The following is an 18,557-nucleotide window of genomic DNA, read 5'->3' as shown; positions in this document are numbered from 1 at the left end:
ACCACCCGGTTGACGGCACGCGCCGGGGCGGGCACCCGGTCCCCCGGTCGCCCGCCCGTCCCGCGGCTACAGCACAGGAAGGTTCTTGCGCAGCTCGAAGGCCGTGACCTCGCTGCGGTACTCGTGCCACTCGTGGCGCTTGTTGCGCAGGAAGAAGTCGAAGACGTGTTCGCCGAGGGTCTCGGCGACCAGATCGCTGCGCTCCATGAGGGTGAGGGCCTCGCCGAGGTTCTGCGGGAGGGGCTCGATGCCCATCGCGCGGCGCTCGGCGTCGGAGAGGGCCCAGACGTCGTCCTCGGCGCCCGGCGGCAGCTCGTAGCCCTCCTCGATGCCCTTCAGGCCGGCGGCCAACAGGAGGGCGTAGGCCAGGTACGGGTTGGCGCCGGAGTCCAGGGAGCGGACCTCCACGCGCGCGGAGCCGGTCTTGCCGGGCTTGTACATCGGGACGCGGACCAGGGCGCTGCGGTTGTTGTGGCCCCAGCAGATGTACGACGGGGCCTCGCCGCCGGCGCCGGCGGTGCGCTCGGAGCCGCCCCAGATGCGCTTGTAGGAGTTCACCCACTGGTTGGTGACCGCGGAGATCTCCGCCGCGTGCTTGAGCAGGCCCGCGATGAAGGAGCGGCCGACCTTGGAGAGCTGGTACTCGGCGCCGGACTCGTAGAAGGCGTTGCGGTCCCCCTCGAAGAGGGAGAGGTGGGTGTGCATGCCGGAGCCCGGGTGCTCGGAGAAAGGCTTCGGCATGAAGGTCGCGTGGACGCCCTGTTCCAGCGCCACCTGCTTCATGACCAGGCGGAACGTCATGATGTTGTCGGCCGTGGAGAGCGCGTCGGCGTAGCGCAGGTCGATCTCCTGCTGGCCGGGGCCGCCCTCGTGGTGGGAGAACTCGACCGAGATGCCCATCGACTCCAGCATGGTGATCGCCTGGCGGCGGAAGTCCATGCCGACGTTGGTCGGGGTGTGGTCGAAGTAGCCCGAGTTGTCGGCCGGGACGGGTCGGGAGCCGTCCAGCGGGCGGTCCTTCAGCAGGAAGAACTCGATCTCGGGGTGGGTGTAGAAGGTGAAGCCGAGGTCGGAGGTGCGGGCCAGGGCGCGCTTGAGGACGTAGCGGGGGTCGGCGAAGGACGGGGAGCCGTCCGGCATGAGGATGTCGCAGAACATGCGGGCCGTTCCGGGGGTCTCCGCGCGCCACGGCAGGACCTGGAAGGTGGAGGGGTCCGGCTTGGCGATCATGTCGGACTCGTAGACCCGGGCGAAGCCCTCGATGGCGGAGCCGTCGAAGCCGATGCCCTCGTCGAACGCCTGCTCCAGCTCGGCGGGGGCCACGGCGACGGACTTGAGGAAGCCCAGCACGTCCGTGAACCACAGGCGTACGAACCGGATGTCGCGCTCCTCCAAGGTCCGGAGCACGAACTCCTGCTGCTTGTCCATCTTCCGCTTCCCCATCCTTGCTGGTCAGGCCGCCTGTCTCCCGTACCACGGGAGGCGGTCGGGCACCTGAGCATCCCACCACAACACCATTTCACGCGCGTTGCGGACCTTGATCGCCCGAGCGTCTTCGTCCTGAACGGCTCTCGTACGGCAGATGTACCGCCCGTCTGCCCTGTCGCCCATCTTGCCCGCTCGCACCGGCTTTCGTCATGGCCGGTCCGACGCGAAGGCCGCTTCGGGCATTTAATTTGCATCTCGGATGAGATTTTCATGCGGGGCGGGGGCCACGGGCGGGGGTGGAGCAGGGCGGGGAGGGCGGCCGGCGGGCCGACGGGAACGGCGGAGCGGCGGAGCAGGGGGCGGGCGGGGGCCGGAAGCGGAGCCGGTTGCGTCGGGGCGTCCGCGCAAGACCGGTACCGGCGGGCCGCCTCCGCAGCGCCGAAGGGCGGTGGCAGGGGCAGGAGGCCGACGGCCGAAGGGCGGCGGCCCGAGGCCGGTGCGGCCAAGGGACCGACGCCGGGCACGGGCACCGGCCGCCGGGCGCGGGCACCCGAGGGCGAAGGCCGGAGGTCAGGTGCTTCGGTCCGCCGTCGCCGGGCCGCGCGTGATGCCCAGGAGCAGCGGTCCCGTCGGGTCGGCGACGATGTCGGCGACCGTGACCGGGTCCAGCGCGGCGAAGAACGCCTCCTGGGCCCGGCGCAGGGCCCCGCGGAGCCGGCATCCCGTGTGCAGGGGGCAGGGGGCGGTGCCCTCGCAGTCGACCACGTCGCCGTCGCCCTCGAAGGTGCGGACCAGCGCGCCGACCGACGCCGTACGGCCCCGCTCCGTCAGCGCCAGGCCGCCGCCCCGGCCGCGGCGGGTGTCGACCAGGCCGAGGTGCTGGAGTCCGGCGACGACCTTCGCCGCGTGCGTATAGGGGACGTCCATGTCGGCGGCGACCTGACGGGTCGTGGGAGTGGTGCCGGCGGCGACCGCCAGTCGCATCAGGACGCGCAGGGCGAGGTCGGTGGAGCGCAGCAGCCGCATGCCGGGAGCGTAGGTAATACGCATCCTGGCTGCAAATTATCTGCCCGCTGTGCCCTGCCTACGGAAGAGGCCCTTGTGCGCACTACGATCAGCGAGCCCCATCGTTCACGCCTCTCTCCCTTCCAGAAGGACAGGTCTCATGGGTTCCGGCAACAACAGCAGCACCGCGGCGCGCAAGGCGCGCATCGAGGAGATGCGGCGCGCGGAGCGCACCCGGGAGCGCCGCAACCGGGTCCTCGTCGTCGCCGCCAGTGTGGTGGTCGTCGCCGGGCTGGTCGTCGGCGGTGTGGTCCTGGTGGACTCCCAGTCGGACAAGAAGGACTCGGCCGCGAGCGGCGACGCGAAGAACTCCGGGGACGCCGGGCACTTCACCACCGGCTCCGACGGGGTGCGGACCTGGTCGGGCAAGCTGTCCCGGACCCATGTGACGACCAAGGTGTCGTACCCGATGCACCCGCCGGTCGGCGGCAACCACAACCCGGTCTGGCTGAACTGCAACGGCGACGTCTACACCGCGCCGGTGCAGGACGAGAACGCCGTGCACGCGCTGGAGCACGGCGCCGTCTGGGTGACGTACACCGACAAGGCGCAGAAGGCCGACGTCGACGCGCTCGCGGCCAAGGTGAAGAAGACGCCGTACTCGCTGATGAGCCCGTACCGCAACCAGGACGCCCCGCTGGTCCTGTCGGCGTGGGGGCACCAGGTCGCGGTGAAGAGCGCGAAGGACCCCGAGGTGGACAAGTTCTTCGCCACCTACGTGCAGGGCCGGCAGACGCCCGAGCCGGGCGCCTCGTGCACCGGCGGGGTCATGAAGTGAGGCGGCAGCACATCGGCTGGGTGGCGGGCGCCGCGGCGGCGGTGCTCGTCGCGGCCGGGGCGATCACGTACGCGGTCGCCTCCGACGGCGGCTCGGACACGGGGACGGCGACGCCCTCGGCCGAGTCCGCCGACGCCGGTTTCGCCCGGGACATGGCCGTCCACCACCAGCAGGCCGTGGAGATGTCGTACATCGTGCGGGACCGCACGAAGGACGAGGACGTGCGGCGGCTCGCCTACGACATCGCGCAGACGCAGGCCAACCAGCGCGGGATGCTGCTGGGCTGGCTGGACCTGTGGGAGCTGCCGAAGGTGTCCGCCGAGCCGCCGATGACCTGGATGGGCATGGGGGACATGCCCGCCGGGAAGGACGGCGCGCTGATGCCGGGGATGGCGACGAACACCGAGATGCGCGAGCTCGGGAAGCTGAACGGGAAGCGGGCCGAGGTCTTCTACCTCCAGCTGATGACGGACCACCACAAGGGCGGCATCCACATGGCCGAGGGGTGCGTCGCCAAGTGCACCGTCGGCGCGGAGAAGCGGCTGGCCCAGGGGATGGTCGACTCGCAGCAGTCGGAGATCGAGCTGATGGCCGGGATGCTCAAGGAGCGGGGGGCGCGACCCCGTTCCTGAGCGGGAGCAGGCCGGCCGTAACACCGCCGTAAGGATCAAAGGTTCAAATCGCCCGCCATGAAGGGTACTTGAGCCTCTCTTGACCCACGCGTTCCCCTGACATGAACGGTTCATCGCAAGAGTGGCCCCCATCGTGTGATCCCCTCGCCGGCCGACACCGCCGCGGGCCGGCGCCGGGATCCCGACGTACCAGCCACTACATGCATGCGAACCGCATCGCAGGGGGTTCTATGAGATCCAACCGCGCCACCGTGCGCGCCGGTGTGAGCATGGCAGCGACACTGCCGATGATCGCCGGTGCGCTGGCGCTGGGCATACCCGCGGCGCACGCCGCGGACAGTCCGGCCCGCGATCTGCTGTCGGGCACCAAACCGGCCTGGGCCACCGCCAAGGCGGACAAGGGCTCGGCCACGGACAGCGCCAAGGTCAACGCCAGGGTCTACCTGGCCGGCCGGGACGCCGCCGGGCTCGCCGCCTACGCCAAGGCCGTGTCCGACCCCGCGTCACCGCTGTACGGCAAGTATCTGAGCGCCAAGAAGGCCCATGAGCTCTTCGGCGCCACCAAGGCCCAGGTGAGCGCCGTCAAGTCCTGGCTGACGTCCGCCGGGCTGACCGTCACGGCGGTCACCGAGCACTACATCGCCGTCTCCGGCGACGTGGCCGCCGCCGAGAAGGCGTTCGGCACCCAGCTGCACAACTTCGCCAAGGGCTCGAAGACGTACCGGGCTCCCGCGCGGACCGCCTCCGCCCCGGTCGGCCTGAAGGGCGCCGTGCTGACCGTCACCGGTCTGGACAACGCCCCGCACAAGGCGAAGCACCAGGACGAACTGCCGCCCCCGGACGCCGTGTACAAGAACTCCGGGCCGTTCTCCTCGTACTTCGGCTCGAACACCGCGACCTCGCTGCCGGACGCGTACGGCCACAAGATCCCGTACGCGGTCAAGGGCTACACCGGTCACCAGCTGCGCTCCGCCTACGGCGCCGGTCACTACACCGGCGAGGGCGTCCGCATCGCCATCACGGACGCCTACGCCTCGCCGACCATCGCCGCCGACGCCGCGCAGTACGCGTCGAAGAACGGCGACGCCGGCTGGAAGCACGGCCAGCTGGGCCAGTCGCTCCCGGACGCCTACACCCGGACCGAGGAGTGCGGAGCCGCCGGCTGGTACGGCGAGGAGACCCTCGACGTCGAGGCCGTGCACGCGGTCGCGCCGAAGGCCGACGTCACCTATGTCGGCGCCGCGTCCTGCTACGACGACGACCTGCTGGACTCCCTCAACAAGGTCGTCGACCATCACCTGGCCGACATCGTCTCCAACTCCTGGGGGGACACCGAGGCCAGCGAGACGCCCGACCGCGCGGCCGCCTACGACCAGGTCTTCCAGCTGGGCGCAGTCGAGGGCATCGGCTTCTACTTCTCCTCCGGCGACGACGGCGACGAGGTCGCCAACTCCGGTACGAAGCAGGTCGACTCCCCGGCCAACTCCGCCTGGGTGACCGCGGTCGGCGGCACTTCGCTGGCGGTCGGCAAGGGCGACACGTACCAGTGGGAGACCGGCTGGGGCACCCAGAAGGCGACCCTGTCGGCGGACGGCAAGACCTGGGAGGGCTTCCCCGGCGCGTTCACCTCGGGCGCGGGCGGCGGTACCAGCAGGACCATCGCCGAGCCGTACTACCAGAAGCACGTCGTGCCGGCCGCGCTCGCCCAGGCCAACAACGCCTCCGGCAACCGCGTCGTCCCGGACATCTCGGCCATCGCCGACCCGAACACCGGTTTCCTGGTCGGTCAGACGCAGACCTTCCCGGACGGCTCGCAGCAGTACAGCGAGTACCGCATCGGCGGCACCTCGCTGGCCGCCCCGGTGGTCGCGGCGGTCCAGGCGCTTGCCCAGCAGGCGCGCGGCGGCAAGGCGCTCGGCTTCGCCAACCCGGTGATCTACTCGAAGTTCGGCAAGCGGGGCGTCTTCCACGACGTGACGGACGACCCGACCGGCGACGGACTGGCCGTCGCGCGGGTGGACTTCGCCAACGGCCTGAACGCCGACGGCGGCCTGCTGACCTCGGTCCGCGGTCTCGGCAAGGACAGCTCCCTGTCCGCGGTGAAGGGCTACGACGACGTGACGGGCGTGGGCTCGCCCGGCCGGCGTTACGTGCGGTCGTACCGCCACTGATGTCCTGATGGCGCCGGGCGGCCCGGTCCGGCCGGCGCAAGGGGCGTGGGGTTCTCTACCCCACGCCCCTTTTTTGTTTTGCGGTGGTGGTCGAAAAGCCACCCTCCGGCAAACACCGGCAAACGGACGGGTCAGGAGGGTAAAGAAATCACCGGGAACCGGAAAAGATACCTTTACAGGAATGAAGGAATCCACAGTTGATCTTCATATTCGCACACTCATAGGGTGAGGCCGAATCAGGGGGGAACTTCGCCGCACGGCAGGGCAGTCATGTCCGCTCTGAATCATCTGCACGGTTCCGCATTGAATTCTTTCATCGCCAGAAAAGGAACCTCATGTCCCGATTCAGGCCACGCCCTGTGGTCACGCTCGTCCTGTCCGCCTCGCTGCTCGCCGTCGGGGGGCCGGTGGGCATGGCTCACGCGGCACCGGACGGCTGCACGGGCCTGACCAGCAAGTTCACCGGAACGGTCGGCCCCGGCTGCGGCGGGACGCCGACGCCCACGCCCACGCCGACCTCCACCCCGTCGCCGACCTCCACGGGCATTCCCGGCGTGGACATCGGCAGCGACGGGTGGATCACCTACTCGGACGACGACGCGACCACCCAGTTCGGCGTCACGGGCACCGTGCAGACCGTCAACGGCACGGTGCTGGACGACGGCACCTGCCAGTTCGACGGCAGCGCCACCGGCACCGCGGCCGGTACCGCCTACGAGCAGGAGGTCGGCTACAACCCGACCACCTGCCAGGAGCGGATCCGCACCGGCACCATCACACCGGGCCAGGAGGCCGGTGTGGCCTCGCCCGCGGACACCAACGCCGAGCCGGAGACGCCGCAGGCCGACTCCACCGCCGGTGACGCCGGCGCCACCGTCACCCCGTCCTCGGGCCCGTTCAGCGACACCGGCGCCGCCGAGGCGGCGAGCAGCACCTCCTACAGCAACGCGCACACCAAGACGGCGTGGATCGACCCGGTCAACATCACCATCACCTCGCTGACCACCAACCTGCGCTGGCCGCTGTACGGGCGTTCGGGCACGCTGAGCGCCCGGAACAACGCCTACAAGTTCAAGTGGGACGGGTGGTCGACGTCCGGCACCCCGAAGCCGACGTTCAGCACCCAGAGCGACGGCTGGGGCACCGGCGGCGCCGAGACCTTCAAGAACACCGACTTCGAGCACATCGTGCTCGCGCTGCTCGGCCCGTCCGGCTGGGCCGCCTGCGGCTTCAGCACGGCCACGGCCGTGTTCAAGCACAACGTGCACGTCTACGGCAAGCGCAACGGCAACGAGGTCAGCACCTGGCACGACACCAAGGCGGGCGGCTGCTCGAACCTGGTGCACCACCGCCGCTCGACCGGCTTCGGATGGACCTCCTGAGAATGAACCCGCTCAACGGGCCGTCCCGCGCGCCCCGTCCTCACCGGACGGGCGCGTGGGGCGCCGTCCCCCTCCTGGCAGCGCTGGTCCTGGCGGCCACCGGGTGCTCCTCCGGCACCGCCGGCACCCCGGACGCGCCCGCCGGCGGCCCGGCCGACACCAAGGGAATGGACCCCGGCCCGGTGGCCGTGCAGTACTCGACGGCGCTGTTCTCGGGCCAGTTCACCCGCGCGGCCTCCTTCGTGCTTCCGCGTGAGCGCGGGGTGCTGAAGGTGCTGTTCACCGGAATGAACAACTCTTCGGTGCGGGCGCAGGGGCTCGGTGTCGGAGCGGTCCAGGTGAAGGGCGACTCCGGCAACGTGGTCCTGACCGGGAAGATGTGCAGTTCCGGCGTGATCCCGACGGGTGCGACCGTCGATCCGCACCACAACGAGAAATGCATCGTGAATCACCGGCGCGACACCTCGGATCCCGCATTCCTGGTGGCCGTCTGCAAGAGTTCAGCAAAATGGTACGTATGTTTTCCGAAGTTCGACCGAGCGATGGGCCAGGGTTCCGCTTCGGGTTCCGCCTCGGGCTCCGCAAAGGGGGGCTCCCCCCGTTCCGGCGCCAGCCGCTGACGGTACGCCTTTCCGGCCGGAAAACCGGAAAGGCGCCCTCAGGTCAGTTGTTTTCCCGGTGCCGGCGGTCCAGCACGAGGAACACGACGAAGCCGGCGGCGAGCAGCAGTGCTCCGCCGACGAGGAACGGCACCGGGGTGTACTCGTCGGTGCAGGTCTGACCCGACGCCGTGGTGTGGCAGACCGTGCCGGGGCCGCCCCGGTTCAGATAGGCGAGGTAGAAGAGCGGCAGGGCCAGGCCGGCCAGGCCTCCGACGGTGGCGGTGCGGTGGCCCTTGCGGAGCAGGAACACGGCGGCCAGTACCGCGATCGCGATCAGGATCGCGCCGAGGGAGAGCAGGGCGGCCAGCCCGAGTGCGAGGCATCCCCCGACGGCCAGCCAGGCCAGGAACCAGCCCCACTCCGAGCCCTGTCGGCCCTCGACCGGAACAGTGGTGGATTGCACGGTGCCTCCCATGGAAGGTGAGACTGCGCCGACTGCCGTCCACGTCAACGTACACCCCTCCGCCAGCCGGGCGGCACCGGCCCGTCGGGCCGGGAGAGCGGGGTGAGCGGCCCGGAGCCGCGCCCCTGGGGGCGGGTTCCGGGCCGCTCGGCGGCCGGGTGAGCGGTGGGGTCGGTTACCCGGCCTGGTCCGGGGAGGTTCAGCAGGCGCCGAGGTCCTGCCAGACGCCCCACTCGCCGGTGGTGCCGGGCTCCTCGCCCGTCGTCCACCACTTGGCCTTCCAGGTGTGGCCCTTGTACGAGACCTGCTGGCCGCCGGTGTAGACCTTGTCCTTGGCCCAGGGCGCCGCGGTGCACTGGCTGCCGGAACCGCCGGTGACGGTCAGGGAGTAGGACGCCGAGTGGCTGCCGGAGGTGCCCGTGCCGGTCACGGTGACCGTGTAGGTGCCCGAGGCCGCGGCCGAGGTGGTGGCGAGGGTGAGCGTGGAGGTGCCGCCCGCGGTGACCGACGCCGGGCTGAGGGAGGCGGTGACGCCCGCCGGGGCCCCGCTGACGCTGAGCTTCACGCTCTGGGCGTCGCCCTTCGTCACGGCCGTCTTCACGGTGGCCGTGGCGGACTGGCCGGCCGTCACGGTCCCGGAGGCCGGGCTGAGCGCGACGGAGAAGTCGTTGGACGGCGTGGTGGTGCCACCGGTGAACGGCGCGAAGATGTGCGAGAAGTCCCACGTGTTCTGCGCGATGCCGGAGCAGTTGTCCGCTGCCGCTCCGCCCGGGCAGCCGCCGTTGTCCCGCTGCAGGGCCCAGAAGGACAGCGTGTTGATGCCCTTGGAGACCGCCCAGTCGTACACGGTCCGGGCGTTGGCCAGGCTGAAGGTCTCCGCCGGGCCGAAGTCGTCGACGCCGGGCATCTCGGTGACGCCGACCATGTTCCACAGCTGGGCGGCGGTCTTGCCCGGGTACAGCTCGGCGAGCAGGTCGTACAGGCCCTGGGCGGCGGTCTGGGTGTCCTTCGCCATGTCGTGGGCCTGGTTGTCGTAGTAGTCGAACGTCATGAGGTTCACGACGTCGACCCGGGTGCCGTTGCTCACCGCGTTGCGCAGCAGCGCCTCGCCGGTGTCCCCGAGGCCGTGCGTGGTGGTCGGCAGGGTGTAGGAGATCTCCACCGTGCGCCCGTTGGCCGCCGCCCAGTCCTCGACCAGCTTGATGGCCTTGTTGCGGCGGTCGATGGCGGCGGTGTTGTCGAGCGAGTCGACCTCGATGTCCATGTCGAGCCGCGAGATGTCGTAGGTGGTGATGACCTTCTCGTACGCGGCGGCGATCTGCTGGACGTCGGTGCAGCTGTCGGCGATCTCGGTGCCGGTGGTGTCGGCCGTGTAGCCCCCGAAGGAGGGGATGACGTCGCCGCCGTTGCCCTGGATCGTCTTGATGTCGGCGCCGAAGGTCGAGGCGGCGACCGGCATGCCGGTGTCGCCGTTCCAGTACGGCGTGCAGGAGCCCTTGGACGCGGTCTGCAGGAACGCCATCGTCAGGTGCTTGGCACCCGACTGGGCGGACAGGGCGGCGGGGCTCTCGCCGGTCCATGCCTCGAAGTAGGGGGCGAAGACGTGGTTCGGCAGGGGTGTCGCGGCCTGAGCGGTGGCGGTTCCCGTGAGGGCGAGGCCCACCGCGGCAGCCGTGGTGGCGGCCGCGGTGAGGGCCGCGCGGATGGAACGCACGAGTCTCATGTCAGTCCCGGTGTGAGGAGGGGTGGCCAATGTCCTTGCGCGGGGCAGGTGTTGCCGACTAATGGGATAACGCCCGCCACAGCGGTGGGTCAATGGTCTGGACCAAAAAGGGACTAGACCAATTCACCGGGACCGGACGCCCTGTGCCTGTACAGGGCACCTGATCGTGGACTGGACCACGTTCGAACGTTCCACCAGGCCGCCTCCGGCCGGGCACCCCCGCGCCGGGACACGCCTCGGGACCGCCCCCTCGCCGCGGTGGTGCGGTGCCGCCGCCGTGCCGCGGTGCCGCCTCACCGGCGCGGTGCCGCCTCAGTGGTGCAGTGCGCCCGACTCCTCCGGGAGGTGGGACGTGACCACCCGGCCCGCCGACGGAGTCTCCCGGCGCCGGTCCACCGCGTACGCCACGCTCGCCACGCCCAGGCCCAGCACCGCGAGGACCGCGCCGGCGAGGGCCGGGGAGGTCGCGCCGAAGCCCGCCGCGAGGGCCACGCCGCCGATCCAGGCGCCGCCGGCGTTGGCCAGGTTGAAGGCGGCCTGGTTGGCCGAGGAGGCGAGGGAGGGGGCCGCCGCGGCCTTCTCCATCACCATCAGCTGGAGCGGGGAGCCGGTGACGAAGGCCGCCATGCCGAGGAGGGTCACCGCGAGGGCCGCGCTCCACTCCGCGCGCATGAGGAGCGGGAAGACCGCCAGGACGGCCGCCAGGGACGCCAGGCCGCCGAAGAGGGTGCCGCGCAGGGAGTGGTCCGCCAGCCGGCCGCCCAGCAGGTTGCCCGCCGTGGCGCCCACGCCGAACAGCGCCAGCAGCAGCGTGACGCTCGTCTCGGCGTAGCCCGCCGCGCCGGTCAGCATCGGCGTGATGTAGCTGTAGGCCGCGAAGAGCGCGCCGAAGCCCGCCACCGTCGTACCGAGCGCGAGCCAGACCGGGACGGACTTCAGGGCGGCCAGTTCGCCGCGCAGGCCCGCCGACGCCGCCGCGTGCTCCTTGTCGTGCGGGACGAGCAGGGCCAGCGAGGCTATGGCGGCCAGGCCGATCGCGCTCACGGCGAGGAAGGTGGCCCGCCAGCCGAGGTGCTGGCCCATCAGCGTGGCGGCGGGCACACCGGCGACGTTGGCGACGGTCAGGCCGAGGAACATCAGGGACACCGAGCGGGCCTTGCGCTCCGGCGGGACCATCGCCGTGGCGACGACCGCGCCCACGCCGAAGAAGGCGCCGTGCGGCAGGCCGCTGAGGAAGCGGGCGGCCAGCAGGGAGCCGTTGCCGGGGGCGAGCGCGGAGAGCGCGTTGCCGACGACGAACAGGGCCATCAGGGCGATGAGGACCGTGCGCCGGGACATGCGCGCGGTCACGGCGGCGAGCAGCGGGGCGCCGATGACGACGCCGAGCGCGTACGCCGAGACCAGGTGCCCGGCGCCGGGGATCGAGATGTGCAGATCGTCCGCGACGTCGGGCAGCAGGCCCATCATCACGAACTCGGTGGTACCGATGCCGAAGGCGCCCACGGCGAGGGCGAGCAGGGCCAGGGGCATGAAGGGCCTTTCAGAGCGGAGTGCCGTACGGGAGCGAGTCAGTAAGTTCCCGGACGGAACAAATGCTCTCAGGGCCAGTATTCCAGCGGGTTACGAGCCTGTGTCCAGCTTCACACGGGCGGCTACGGGCAGGTGGTCGCTGTTCGTGCGCGGCAGCGTCCAGGAGCTCTCCGGCTCGACGCCCTTGACCATGATCTGGTCGATGCGCGCCATCGGGAACGACGCCGGCCAGCTGAACCCGAAGCCGCTGCCCGCCGCACCCTGGGTGGAGCGCAGCTGCGAGGTGACGGCGTTGAGCGAGCGGTCGTTCATCGTACCGTTGAGGTCGCCGAGGAGGACGACGCGGCCGAGGGGCTCGTGGGCGATGGCCTCGCCGAGCGCGTCGGCGCTCTTGTCCCGCTGCCGGGCGGTGAACCCGGCCTCCACCTTGACCCGCACCGAGGGCATGTGCGCCACATAGACCGCGACCGGGCCGTGCGGGGTCGCCACCGTGGCGCGCATCGCCCGCTTCCAGCCGAGCTTGATGTCGACGGCGCGGACGTCGGTCATCGGGTACTTGCTCCACAGCCCGACGGTGCCCACCACCGCGTGGTGCCGGTAGGTCGGCGCGAGCGCCTTCTCGTAGACCGGCACCGCGGAGGCGGGCAGCTCCTCCAGGGCCAGCAGATCGGCGCCGGAGCCGGCCACGCCGGTGGCGGTGGCGGCCGGGTCGGGGTTGTCGGCGTTCACGTTGTGGGTGGCCACCATCAGGTCGCCGCCGCTGCCCGTCCTGTCGGTCAGCAGCCCGCCGAAGAGGTTGAGCCAGACGATCGCCGGCAGCAGCACGGCGATGAGCGCCACCGCCGACCTGCGGATCAGGCCGAGCACCAGCAGCACCGGGACGGCCAGGCCCAGCCAGGGCAGAAACGTCTCGGTGAGACTGCCGAGATTGCCCACGACGTTAGGGATCTGCGCGTGCAGCAGCATCACCAGGGCGAGCAGCAGGGCCAGCGCGGCCAGGACCAGACCCCGGCGCCAGATCCGCGGGTCGCCCCGCCAGCCGGCCAACATGCGGTGCACGCGGCGGCGAAGCCGGGACCCCGGTCGCTCGGGTCCCGAGTCTCCGCTGTCCGTCTCCGTCATGTACGCCTGCTGCGCCATACCGTCTGCCTCACTGCCTGCCGTGCACACACCGTTCGCCCCCCGTGCACTTCCGACCCTAGGGGATGATCGGCTCCGATCCCGCCGTCCCATGACGGCCGTACGGAAGACGAGGACGAACGAGGCGGGGCAGTGGGTTCCGGTTACCCCCGGGACCGGAGCGGTCTGTGACCAAACGCGCACATTAGTGCTACGAGGCTGTCGAGCTGACGGGCCGTAGGCCCTGCAGGACCGCGTCGACGATCTGCTCCGCGAGGCCCTCGGGCAGGTCGGCGTCGGGGCGCATGACGGAGCGGACGAGCATGGGGCCGACGAACATGTCGTTGGCCAGCTCCAGGTCGACGTCCGCCCGGATCTCGCCGTTCTCCTGCGCGCGGCGCAGCACGTCGAGGGCGAGCACGCGGCGGGGCGTTATGACGCTCGTGTGGTACGCCGCCCAGATCCTGGGCGCCGACTTCATCTGCGCGTACACGTTGTGCAGGATGGCCGACGAGCGGCTGGCGAGGCCGCGCCGGCGCAGGGACTCCAGCAGCACGACGAGGTCGTCGCGCAGACAAGTGCCGGGGAGTACGGGGTCGGGGGGTTCGGCGGCGCGTACGACGTCGACGAACAGTTCCTCCTTGCCGCTCCAGCGGCGGTAGATGGTGGCCTTGCCGACCCCGGCCGTGCGGGCGACCCGCTCGATGGACAGCTCGGCGAGGGGCACGCCCTCCTCCAGGAGCTTCATCACGCCTTCCAGGATGGCGCGTTCCGCGGCTTCGCTGCGCGGGCGGCCCCGGGCGGGGCCGTCCGGGCGCGGCCGGCTCTCGGCAAGGCTCACGTGGATCCGTCCTCTCAGTGTGCTGCGGGGATTGTCCCGCAGCGGCCTCCCTCCCCCGTAGAACACACCGCCGGGCCGTCACTCGCCGACAGCGACCAACTCCGGTTCCTTCTCGCCCTGCTGTCCGGCCGGCGTCCTGCCGGGCAGGAACAAGGCGGTCACCACGGCACCGACGAGCGCGACGCCCGTACCGCACAGGGCGGTGACGTGCATGGCGTGCAGGAACGCGTCGTTGGCGGGGGTGACGAGGGCCTTGCCCTGCGGGCCGAGCTTCTCGGCGACGCCGAGCGTGGCCTCGATGGACTGGGCGGCGGTGTCGCGCAGTCCGGGCGGCAGGGCGCCGAGCTTGCCCTCGATGCCGTTGCGGTACGCGGTGGCGAGGACCGAGCCGAGGACGGCGATGCCGAGGGCGCCGCCGACCTGGCGGAAGGTGTTGCTGAGCGCGGAGGCGGAGCCGGCCTTCTCGCGGGGCAGGGCCTGCATGATGACGACCGAGGCCGGCGTCATGATGTGCGCCATGCCGGTGCCCATGAGGAAGAAGATGAGCTCCAGCAGCCAGATCGGCGTGTCGGCCTCGAGGGTGGCGAACGCGGCCAGCGTCGCCGCGATCAGCACCAGGCCGGCGGTGGTGGTGGCCTTGTTGCCGAAGCGGTCGACCAGCAGCCGGGCGCGCGGCGCGAAGATCAGCTGGGCGAGGGCGAGCGGCAGCATCAGCGCACCGGACTCCAGCGGCGAGTAGCCGCGCACGCTCTGGGTGTAGAAGACACCGAAGAACGTGACGCCCATCAGCGCGAAGAAGACCAGCGCGATCGCGCTCATGGCGGCCGAGAAGACCTTGTTCTTGAAGTAGCTGACGTCCAGCGACGGGTGGTCGCTGCGCTTCTCGAAGATGACGAAGCCGGTCAGCACCGCGAGTCCGGCGAAGATGGTCGCCAGCACCTTGGCGTCGGTGAAGTCGGCCAGCTCGCCGCCCTTGATGATGCCGTAGACCAGCAGCACGAGGCCGATGACCGACAGCACCACGCCGACCGGGTCGAGGCGGCCGGGCTTGGGGTCGCGGGAGTCGGGAACCAGCCAGGCCATCAGGATCAGCGCGATGATCACGATGGGCACGTTGACGAAGAAGACCGAGCCCCACCAGAAGTGGTCCAGGAGCGCGCCGCCGGTGATCGGGCCGATGGCGATGGCCAGGCCGACGCCGCCGGCCCAGATGCCGATGGCCTTGGGCTGCTCATGACGCTCGAAGACGTTCATGAGGACGGCGAGGGTGGCGGGCATCACGAAGGCGGCGCCGAGGGCCATCAGCGCGCGGAAGGTGATCAGCTGGGCGGGCGAGCCGGACTCGGCGGCGAGGGCCGAGCCGATGCCGAACACGGCGATGCCGCCGAGCAGCACCTTCTTGCGGCCCAGCCGGTCGCCGACGAGGCCGGCGGTGAACAGCAGGCCGGCGAAGACCAGGGTGTACGAGTTGATCGCCCACTCGATCTCGCTCTGGGTGGCGCCGAGGCCGACGGGCGCCGGGGTCGAGATGGTCTTGATGGCGACGTTCAGGATCGAGTTGTCGAGCACCACGATCAGCAGGCTCAGCATGAGCACGCCGAGGATCGCCCAGCGGCGCCGGTGCACAGCTTCCGGTATTCGGGAGGCAGGGACGGGACTTGTCATGTGCCCGAGCCTAAAGGCATTCCGATACGGAACCGTCTCGTATCTTATTTCTTTACCAAGGTCTTACACAGCCGGCCGGTTCGCGGGCCGCCGCGGGGAATCACGGGGGGTCCCCTGGCCCTCTCCGGCACGAGGTGCCACCATGGGAGGCGATTCCGGGGACGCCGTCAGGGCGCCTCGAGATGACCGAAGGAGCCATTGCCATGACGCAGCTTTCGGCTGCCCAGACTGTGCAGAACAGGCCCTCCGACGGCAGCAAGGCGCTGTACGGGGGGAAGGGCACGCGTCGTATCACCGTCCGCGACATCGCCCTCGCCAAGGAGCGGGGCGAGAAGTGGCCCATGCTCACCGCCTACGACGCGATGACCGCGTCCGTCTTCGACGAGGCCGGGATCCCGGTGCTCCTGGTCGGCGACTCGGCGGGCAACTGCCACCTCGGGTACGAGACCACCGTGCCCGTCACCCTCGACCAGATGGCCATGCTGTCCGCGGCCGTCGTACGCGGCACGCAGCGCGCCCTGATCGTCGGCGACCTGCCGTTCGGCTCCTACCAGGAGGGCCCGGTGCAGGCGCTGCGCTCGGCGACCCGGCTGGTCAAGGAGGCCGGCGTCGGCGCGGTCAAGCTGGAGGGCGGCGAGCGCTCGCACGAGCAGATCCGGCTGCTGGTGGAGGCCGGCATCCCGGTCATGGCCCACATCGGGCTGACCCCGCAGTCCGTCAACGCGATGGGCTACCGCGTGCAGGGCCGCGGCGAGGAGGCCGCGCAGCAGCTGCTGCGGGACGCGAAGGCCGTGCAGGACGCGGGCGCGTTCGCCGTGGTGCTGGAGCTGGTGCCGGCGGAGCTGGCGGCCGAGGTGACGCGGGTGCTGCACATCCCGACCGTCGGCATCGGCGCGGGACCGGAGACGGACGCGCAGGTGCTGGTGTGGACCGACATGCTGGGGCTGACGTCCGGCCGGGTGCCGAAGTTCGTCAAGAAGTACGCCGATCTGCGTGAGGTCATGGGCGGCGCGGTGCGCGAGTTCGCCCAGGACGTCGTCGGCGGAACGTTCCCGCTGGAGGAGCACTCCGTCCACTAGCCACTGCGGCAACACCAGGGCAGCCCGCCGATCGTCCCCCGTCGGCGGGCTGCCGTGTTTCTCCGGGATCCCGGGATCCCCGGTGCCCGCGGTCCCCGCGGTCCCCGCCGTCACCGGGGTCACCGGGGCGGGCCGGGATGTCGGTCGCGTGTCGGCCGCCTGTCGGTCGTTTGTCGGTGCGCCCTGGCACCGTCTTCCCCATGACACGCATCGACGACAACCCCGCCGGCGGCCGCTCCGCCGTGTCCGTACGGGGTCTGGTCAAGCACTACGGCGAGACCAAGGCGCTGGACGGCGTCGACCTGGACGTCCGCGAGGGCACCGTGATGGGTGTGCTCGGACCGAACGGCGCCGGCAAGACCACCCTCGTACGGATCCTGTCCACCCTGATCACCCCGGACGCCGGGCAGGCCCTCGTGGCCGGCTACGACGTGGTGCGCCAGCCCCGGCAGCTGCGCCGGGTGATCGGGCTCACCGGCCAGTACGCCTCCGTGGACGAGAAGCTCCCGGGCTGGGAGAACCTGTACCTGATCGGCCGGCTGCTCGACCTGCCCCGCAAGGACGCCCGTGCCCGCGCCGACGAGCTGCTGGAACGGTTCTCCCTGACGGAGGCCGCCCGGCGCCCGGCGAGCACGTACTCCGGCGGCATGCGCCGCCGCCTCGACCTCGCCGCCTCGATGATCGGCCGGCCCGCCGTGCTCTACCTGGACGAGCCGACGACCGGACTCGACCCGCGCACCCGCAACGAGGTGTGGGACGAGGTCAAGGCGATGGTCGGCGACGGCGTCACCGTGCTCCTCACCACCCAGTACATGGAGGAGGCCGAACAGCTCGCCTCCGAGCTGACCGTGGTGGACCGGGGCAAGGTCATCGCCAAGGGCGGCATCGAGGAGCTGAAGGCCCGCGTCGGCGGGCGCACGCTCCGGGTGCGCCCGCTCGACCCGCTGGAGCTGCGCCCGCTCGCCACGATGCTGGACGAGCTGGGCATCACCGGGCTCGCGGCCACCACCGTGGACACCGGGACCGGAACCCTGCTGGTGCCGATCCTGAGCGACGAGCAGCTGACCGCCGTGGTCGGCGCCGTCACCGCCCGCGGCATCACGATCTCCTCCATCACCACCGAACTGCCCAGCCTGGACGAGGTGTTCCTGTCGCTCACCGGCCACCGTGCCAGTGCCCCGCAGGACGCCGCGCCCGCCGACTCCCGCGTCGAGGTCGCCGTATGAGCTCCGCCACCCTGTCCCCGGCCGCCGTGAAGGCCGACGCGCCGATCCCGCTCCGGGCCCATCTGCGGCACACCGGCGCGCTGGTCCGCCGCAACCTGCTGTGGATCCGGCAGGACCCGGAGTCGATGTTCGACGCGATCCTGTTCCCGGTCGTCTTCACCCTGCTCTTCGTGTACGTCTTCGGCGGCTCCATCGGGCAGTCGCTGGGCGGCGGCCAGGACCAGTACGTCCAGTACGTGATCCCCGGGCTGCTCGCCATGATGGGCATGAACATGGCCCAGGGCGTGGGCACCGGCTTCAACACGGACTTCAACTCCGGGGTCATGGACCGCTTCCGCTCGCTGCCCATCGGGCGCGGCTCCGTCCTCTTCGCGAAGATCGCGGTGGAGCTGATGCGGATGCTGTTCGCGACCGTGGTGCTGCTGGTGGTCGCCCTCCTCGTCGGCTACGACGTGCACAGCTGGAGCGGTCTGCTGGCCGCCGTGGGCCTGTCCGCGGTGTTCGGCTCGGCCCTGATGTGGGTGTTCCTGACCCTCGGCGTGGTGATGAAGAGCCCCCAGTCGGTGCAGGCCATGGGCTTCCTGGTGCTGATGCCGCTGCAGTTCGGCTCGTCGATCTTCGCGCCGACCGCGTCCATGCCGGGCTGGCTCCAGTCGTTCACCGACTACAACCCGCTCTCCGCGCTGGCCGACTGCGCGCGCGGACTGATGGAGGGCGGCGCCGTGGCCCGCCCCCTGTGGGTGACGCTGATCTGGTCGGCGGGGCTCACCGCGATCATGGCCCCGGTCGCCGTCCACAAGTTCCGCACGAAGAGCTGACGCACCGCGCCGGTCGGATCAGCTGACGCACCGCG

Annotated in this window: 16 protein-coding genes; 8 read left to right on the top strand and 8 right to left on the bottom strand. The window is 70.9% G+C overall.

Annotated elements, in window-relative coordinates:
* Positions 1-66: 66 nt before the first annotated feature.
* Positions 67-1,428: a type I glutamate--ammonia ligase gene (gene glnA / locus ACF073_RS14610; protein ID WP_392069778.1), complete on the bottom strand. Its 1,362-nt coding sequence runs from the start codon at positions 1,426-1,428 to the stop codon at positions 67-69.
* A gap of 570 nt (positions 1,429-1,998) precedes the next feature.
* The gene (locus ACF073_RS14605) at positions 1,999-2,454 is read right to left on the bottom strand and encodes an RrF2 family transcriptional regulator (RefSeq protein ID WP_392069776.1); all 456 of its coding nucleotides are present in this window, start codon (positions 2,452-2,454) and stop codon (positions 1,999-2,001) included.
* Between the two features lie 139 nt (positions 2,455-2,593).
* Here ACF073_RS14605 and ACF073_RS14600 point away from each other — a divergent pair, with 139 nt between their 5' ends.
* From ACF073_RS14600 to ACF073_RS14580, 5 genes are all read left to right on the top strand, one after another.
* A complete protein-coding gene (locus ACF073_RS14600; RefSeq protein ID WP_392069774.1) occupies positions 2,594-3,271 on the top strand; it encodes a DUF3105 domain-containing protein in 678 nt (225 codons plus the stop codon).
* Positions 3,268-3,903, top strand: a complete 636-nt coding sequence (locus ACF073_RS14595) for a DUF305 domain-containing protein (protein ID WP_392069772.1) — start codon at positions 3,268-3,270, stop codon at positions 3,901-3,903. Before ACF073_RS14600 ends, ACF073_RS14595 begins: the two co-directional genes overlap by 4 nt.
* Before the next feature lie 230 nt (positions 3,904-4,133).
* A complete protein-coding gene (locus ACF073_RS14590) occupies positions 4,134-6,074 on the top strand; it encodes a protease pro-enzyme activation domain-containing protein (RefSeq protein WP_392069770.1) in 1,941 nt (646 codons plus the stop codon).
* Positions 6,075-6,409: 335 nt separating this feature from the next.
* On the top strand, positions 6,410-7,456 hold the full coding sequence (locus ACF073_RS14585) for a hypothetical protein (RefSeq protein WP_392069769.1): 1,047 nt from the start codon (positions 6,410-6,412) through the stop codon (positions 7,454-7,456).
* A 182-nt stretch (positions 7,457-7,638) separates the two neighbouring features.
* On the top strand, positions 7,639-8,076 hold the full coding sequence (locus tag ACF073_RS14580; RefSeq protein ID WP_392069767.1) for a hypothetical protein: 438 nt from the start codon (positions 7,639-7,641) through the stop codon (positions 8,074-8,076).
* 43 nt (positions 8,077-8,119) lie between these two features.
* Here the strand turns inward: ACF073_RS14580 and ACF073_RS14575 are convergent, their stop codons facing one another.
* The 6 genes from ACF073_RS14575 to ACF073_RS14550 all read right to left on the bottom strand — a co-directional run bounded on the left by ACF073_RS14575 (position 8,120) and on the right by ACF073_RS14550 (position 15,399).
* Positions 8,120-8,521 carry a hypothetical protein gene (locus ACF073_RS14575; protein ID WP_392069764.1) on the bottom strand — a complete coding sequence of 134 codons (402 nt, stop codon included), beginning with the start codon at positions 8,519-8,521 and terminating at the stop codon, positions 8,120-8,122.
* 199 nt (positions 8,522-8,720) lie between these two features.
* Positions 8,721-10,244, bottom strand: coding sequence for a chitinase (locus tag ACF073_RS14570; protein ID WP_392069762.1), 1,524 nt, complete (start codon positions 10,242-10,244; stop codon positions 8,721-8,723).
* A gap of 312 nt (positions 10,245-10,556) precedes the next feature.
* Positions 10,557-11,774 (bottom strand): MFS transporter, encoded by a 1,218-nt coding sequence (locus ACF073_RS14565; RefSeq protein ID WP_392069760.1) that lies wholly within the window; start codon positions 11,772-11,774, stop codon positions 10,557-10,559.
* Between the two features lie 90 nt (positions 11,775-11,864).
* A complete protein-coding gene (locus ACF073_RS14560; protein ID WP_392070005.1) occupies positions 11,865-12,824 on the bottom strand; it encodes an endonuclease/exonuclease/phosphatase family protein in 960 nt (319 codons plus the stop codon).
* 280 nt (positions 12,825-13,104) lie between these two features.
* On the bottom strand, positions 13,105-13,734 hold the full coding sequence (locus tag ACF073_RS14555) for a TetR/AcrR family transcriptional regulator (protein WP_392069759.1): 630 nt from the start codon (positions 13,732-13,734) through the stop codon (positions 13,105-13,107).
* A gap of 78 nt (positions 13,735-13,812) precedes the next feature.
* Positions 13,813-15,399, bottom strand: coding sequence for an MFS transporter (locus ACF073_RS14550; RefSeq protein WP_392069757.1), 1,587 nt, complete (start codon positions 15,397-15,399; stop codon positions 13,813-13,815).
* Positions 15,400-15,602: 203 nt separating this feature from the next.
* Here ACF073_RS14550 and panB point away from each other — a divergent pair, with 203 nt between their 5' ends.
* The 3 genes from panB (at position 15,603) to ACF073_RS14535 (ending at position 18,522) form a co-directional block, all read left to right on the top strand.
* Complete coding sequence (gene panB, locus ACF073_RS14545; RefSeq protein ID WP_392069755.1) at positions 15,603-16,478, top strand: 3-methyl-2-oxobutanoate hydroxymethyltransferase; 876 nt, start codon at positions 15,603-15,605, stop codon at positions 16,476-16,478.
* Between the two features lie 200 nt (positions 16,479-16,678).
* Positions 16,679-17,704 (top strand): ATP-binding cassette domain-containing protein, encoded by a 1,026-nt coding sequence (locus tag ACF073_RS14540; RefSeq protein WP_392069753.1) that lies wholly within the window; start codon positions 16,679-16,681, stop codon positions 17,702-17,704.
* The gene (locus tag ACF073_RS14535) at positions 17,701-18,522 is read left to right on the top strand and encodes an ABC transporter permease (RefSeq protein ID WP_392069751.1); all 822 of its coding nucleotides are present in this window, start codon (positions 17,701-17,703) and stop codon (positions 18,520-18,522) included. Before ACF073_RS14540 ends, ACF073_RS14535 begins: the two co-directional genes overlap by 4 nt.
* The last annotated feature ends 35 nt before the right edge of the window (positions 18,523-18,557 follow it).

This window comes from Streptomyces sp. NPDC015171 (genome assembly GCF_043079545.1).
In the GTDB taxonomy this organism is placed as follows: domain Bacteria; phylum Actinomycetota; class Actinomycetes; order Streptomycetales; family Streptomycetaceae; genus Streptomyces.
Note: the sequence above shows the minus strand (reverse complement) of the source record. Positions and strands in the feature narration are given on the sequence as shown.

What these genes read in the sequence shown, in the direction of transcription:
- glnA (WP_392069778.1), bottom strand. Translation starts at nt 1,428, where the DNA reads ATGGACAAGCAGCAGGAGTTCGTGCTCCGGACCTTGGAGGAGCGCGAC.
- ACF073_RS14605 (WP_392069776.1), bottom strand. Translation starts at nt 2,454, where the DNA reads ATGCGGCTGCTGCGCTCCACCGACCTCGCCCTGCGCGTCCTGATGCGA.
- ACF073_RS14600 (WP_392069774.1), top strand. Translation starts at nt 2,594, where the DNA reads ATGGGTTCCGGCAACAACAGCAGCACCGCGGCGCGCAAGGCGCGCATC.
- ACF073_RS14590 (WP_392069770.1), top strand. Translation starts at nt 4,134, where the DNA reads ATGAGATCCAACCGCGCCACCGTGCGCGCCGGTGTGAGCATGGCAGCG.
- ACF073_RS14585 (WP_392069769.1), top strand. Translation starts at nt 6,410, where the DNA reads ATGTCCCGATTCAGGCCACGCCCTGTGGTCACGCTCGTCCTGTCCGCC.
- ACF073_RS14570 (WP_392069762.1), bottom strand. Translation starts at nt 10,244, where the DNA reads ATGAGACTCGTGCGTTCCATCCGCGCGGCCCTCACCGCGGCCGCCACC.
- ACF073_RS14565 (WP_392069760.1), bottom strand. Translation starts at nt 11,774, where the DNA reads ATGCCCCTGGCCCTGCTCGCCCTCGCCGTGGGCGCCTTCGGCATCGGT.
- ACF073_RS14560 (WP_392070005.1), bottom strand. Translation starts at nt 12,824, where the DNA reads ATGTTGGCCGGCTGGCGGGGCGACCCGCGGATCTGGCGCCGGGGTCTG.
- ACF073_RS14550 (WP_392069757.1), bottom strand. Translation starts at nt 15,399, where the DNA reads ATGACAAGTCCCGTCCCTGCCTCCCGAATACCGGAAGCTGTGCACCGG.
- panB (WP_392069755.1), top strand. Translation starts at nt 15,603, where the DNA reads ATGACGCAGCTTTCGGCTGCCCAGACTGTGCAGAACAGGCCCTCCGAC.
- ACF073_RS14540 (WP_392069753.1), top strand. Translation starts at nt 16,679, where the DNA reads ATGACACGCATCGACGACAACCCCGCCGGCGGCCGCTCCGCCGTGTCC.
- ACF073_RS14535 (WP_392069751.1), top strand. Translation starts at nt 17,701, where the DNA reads ATGAGCTCCGCCACCCTGTCCCCGGCCGCCGTGAAGGCCGACGCGCCG.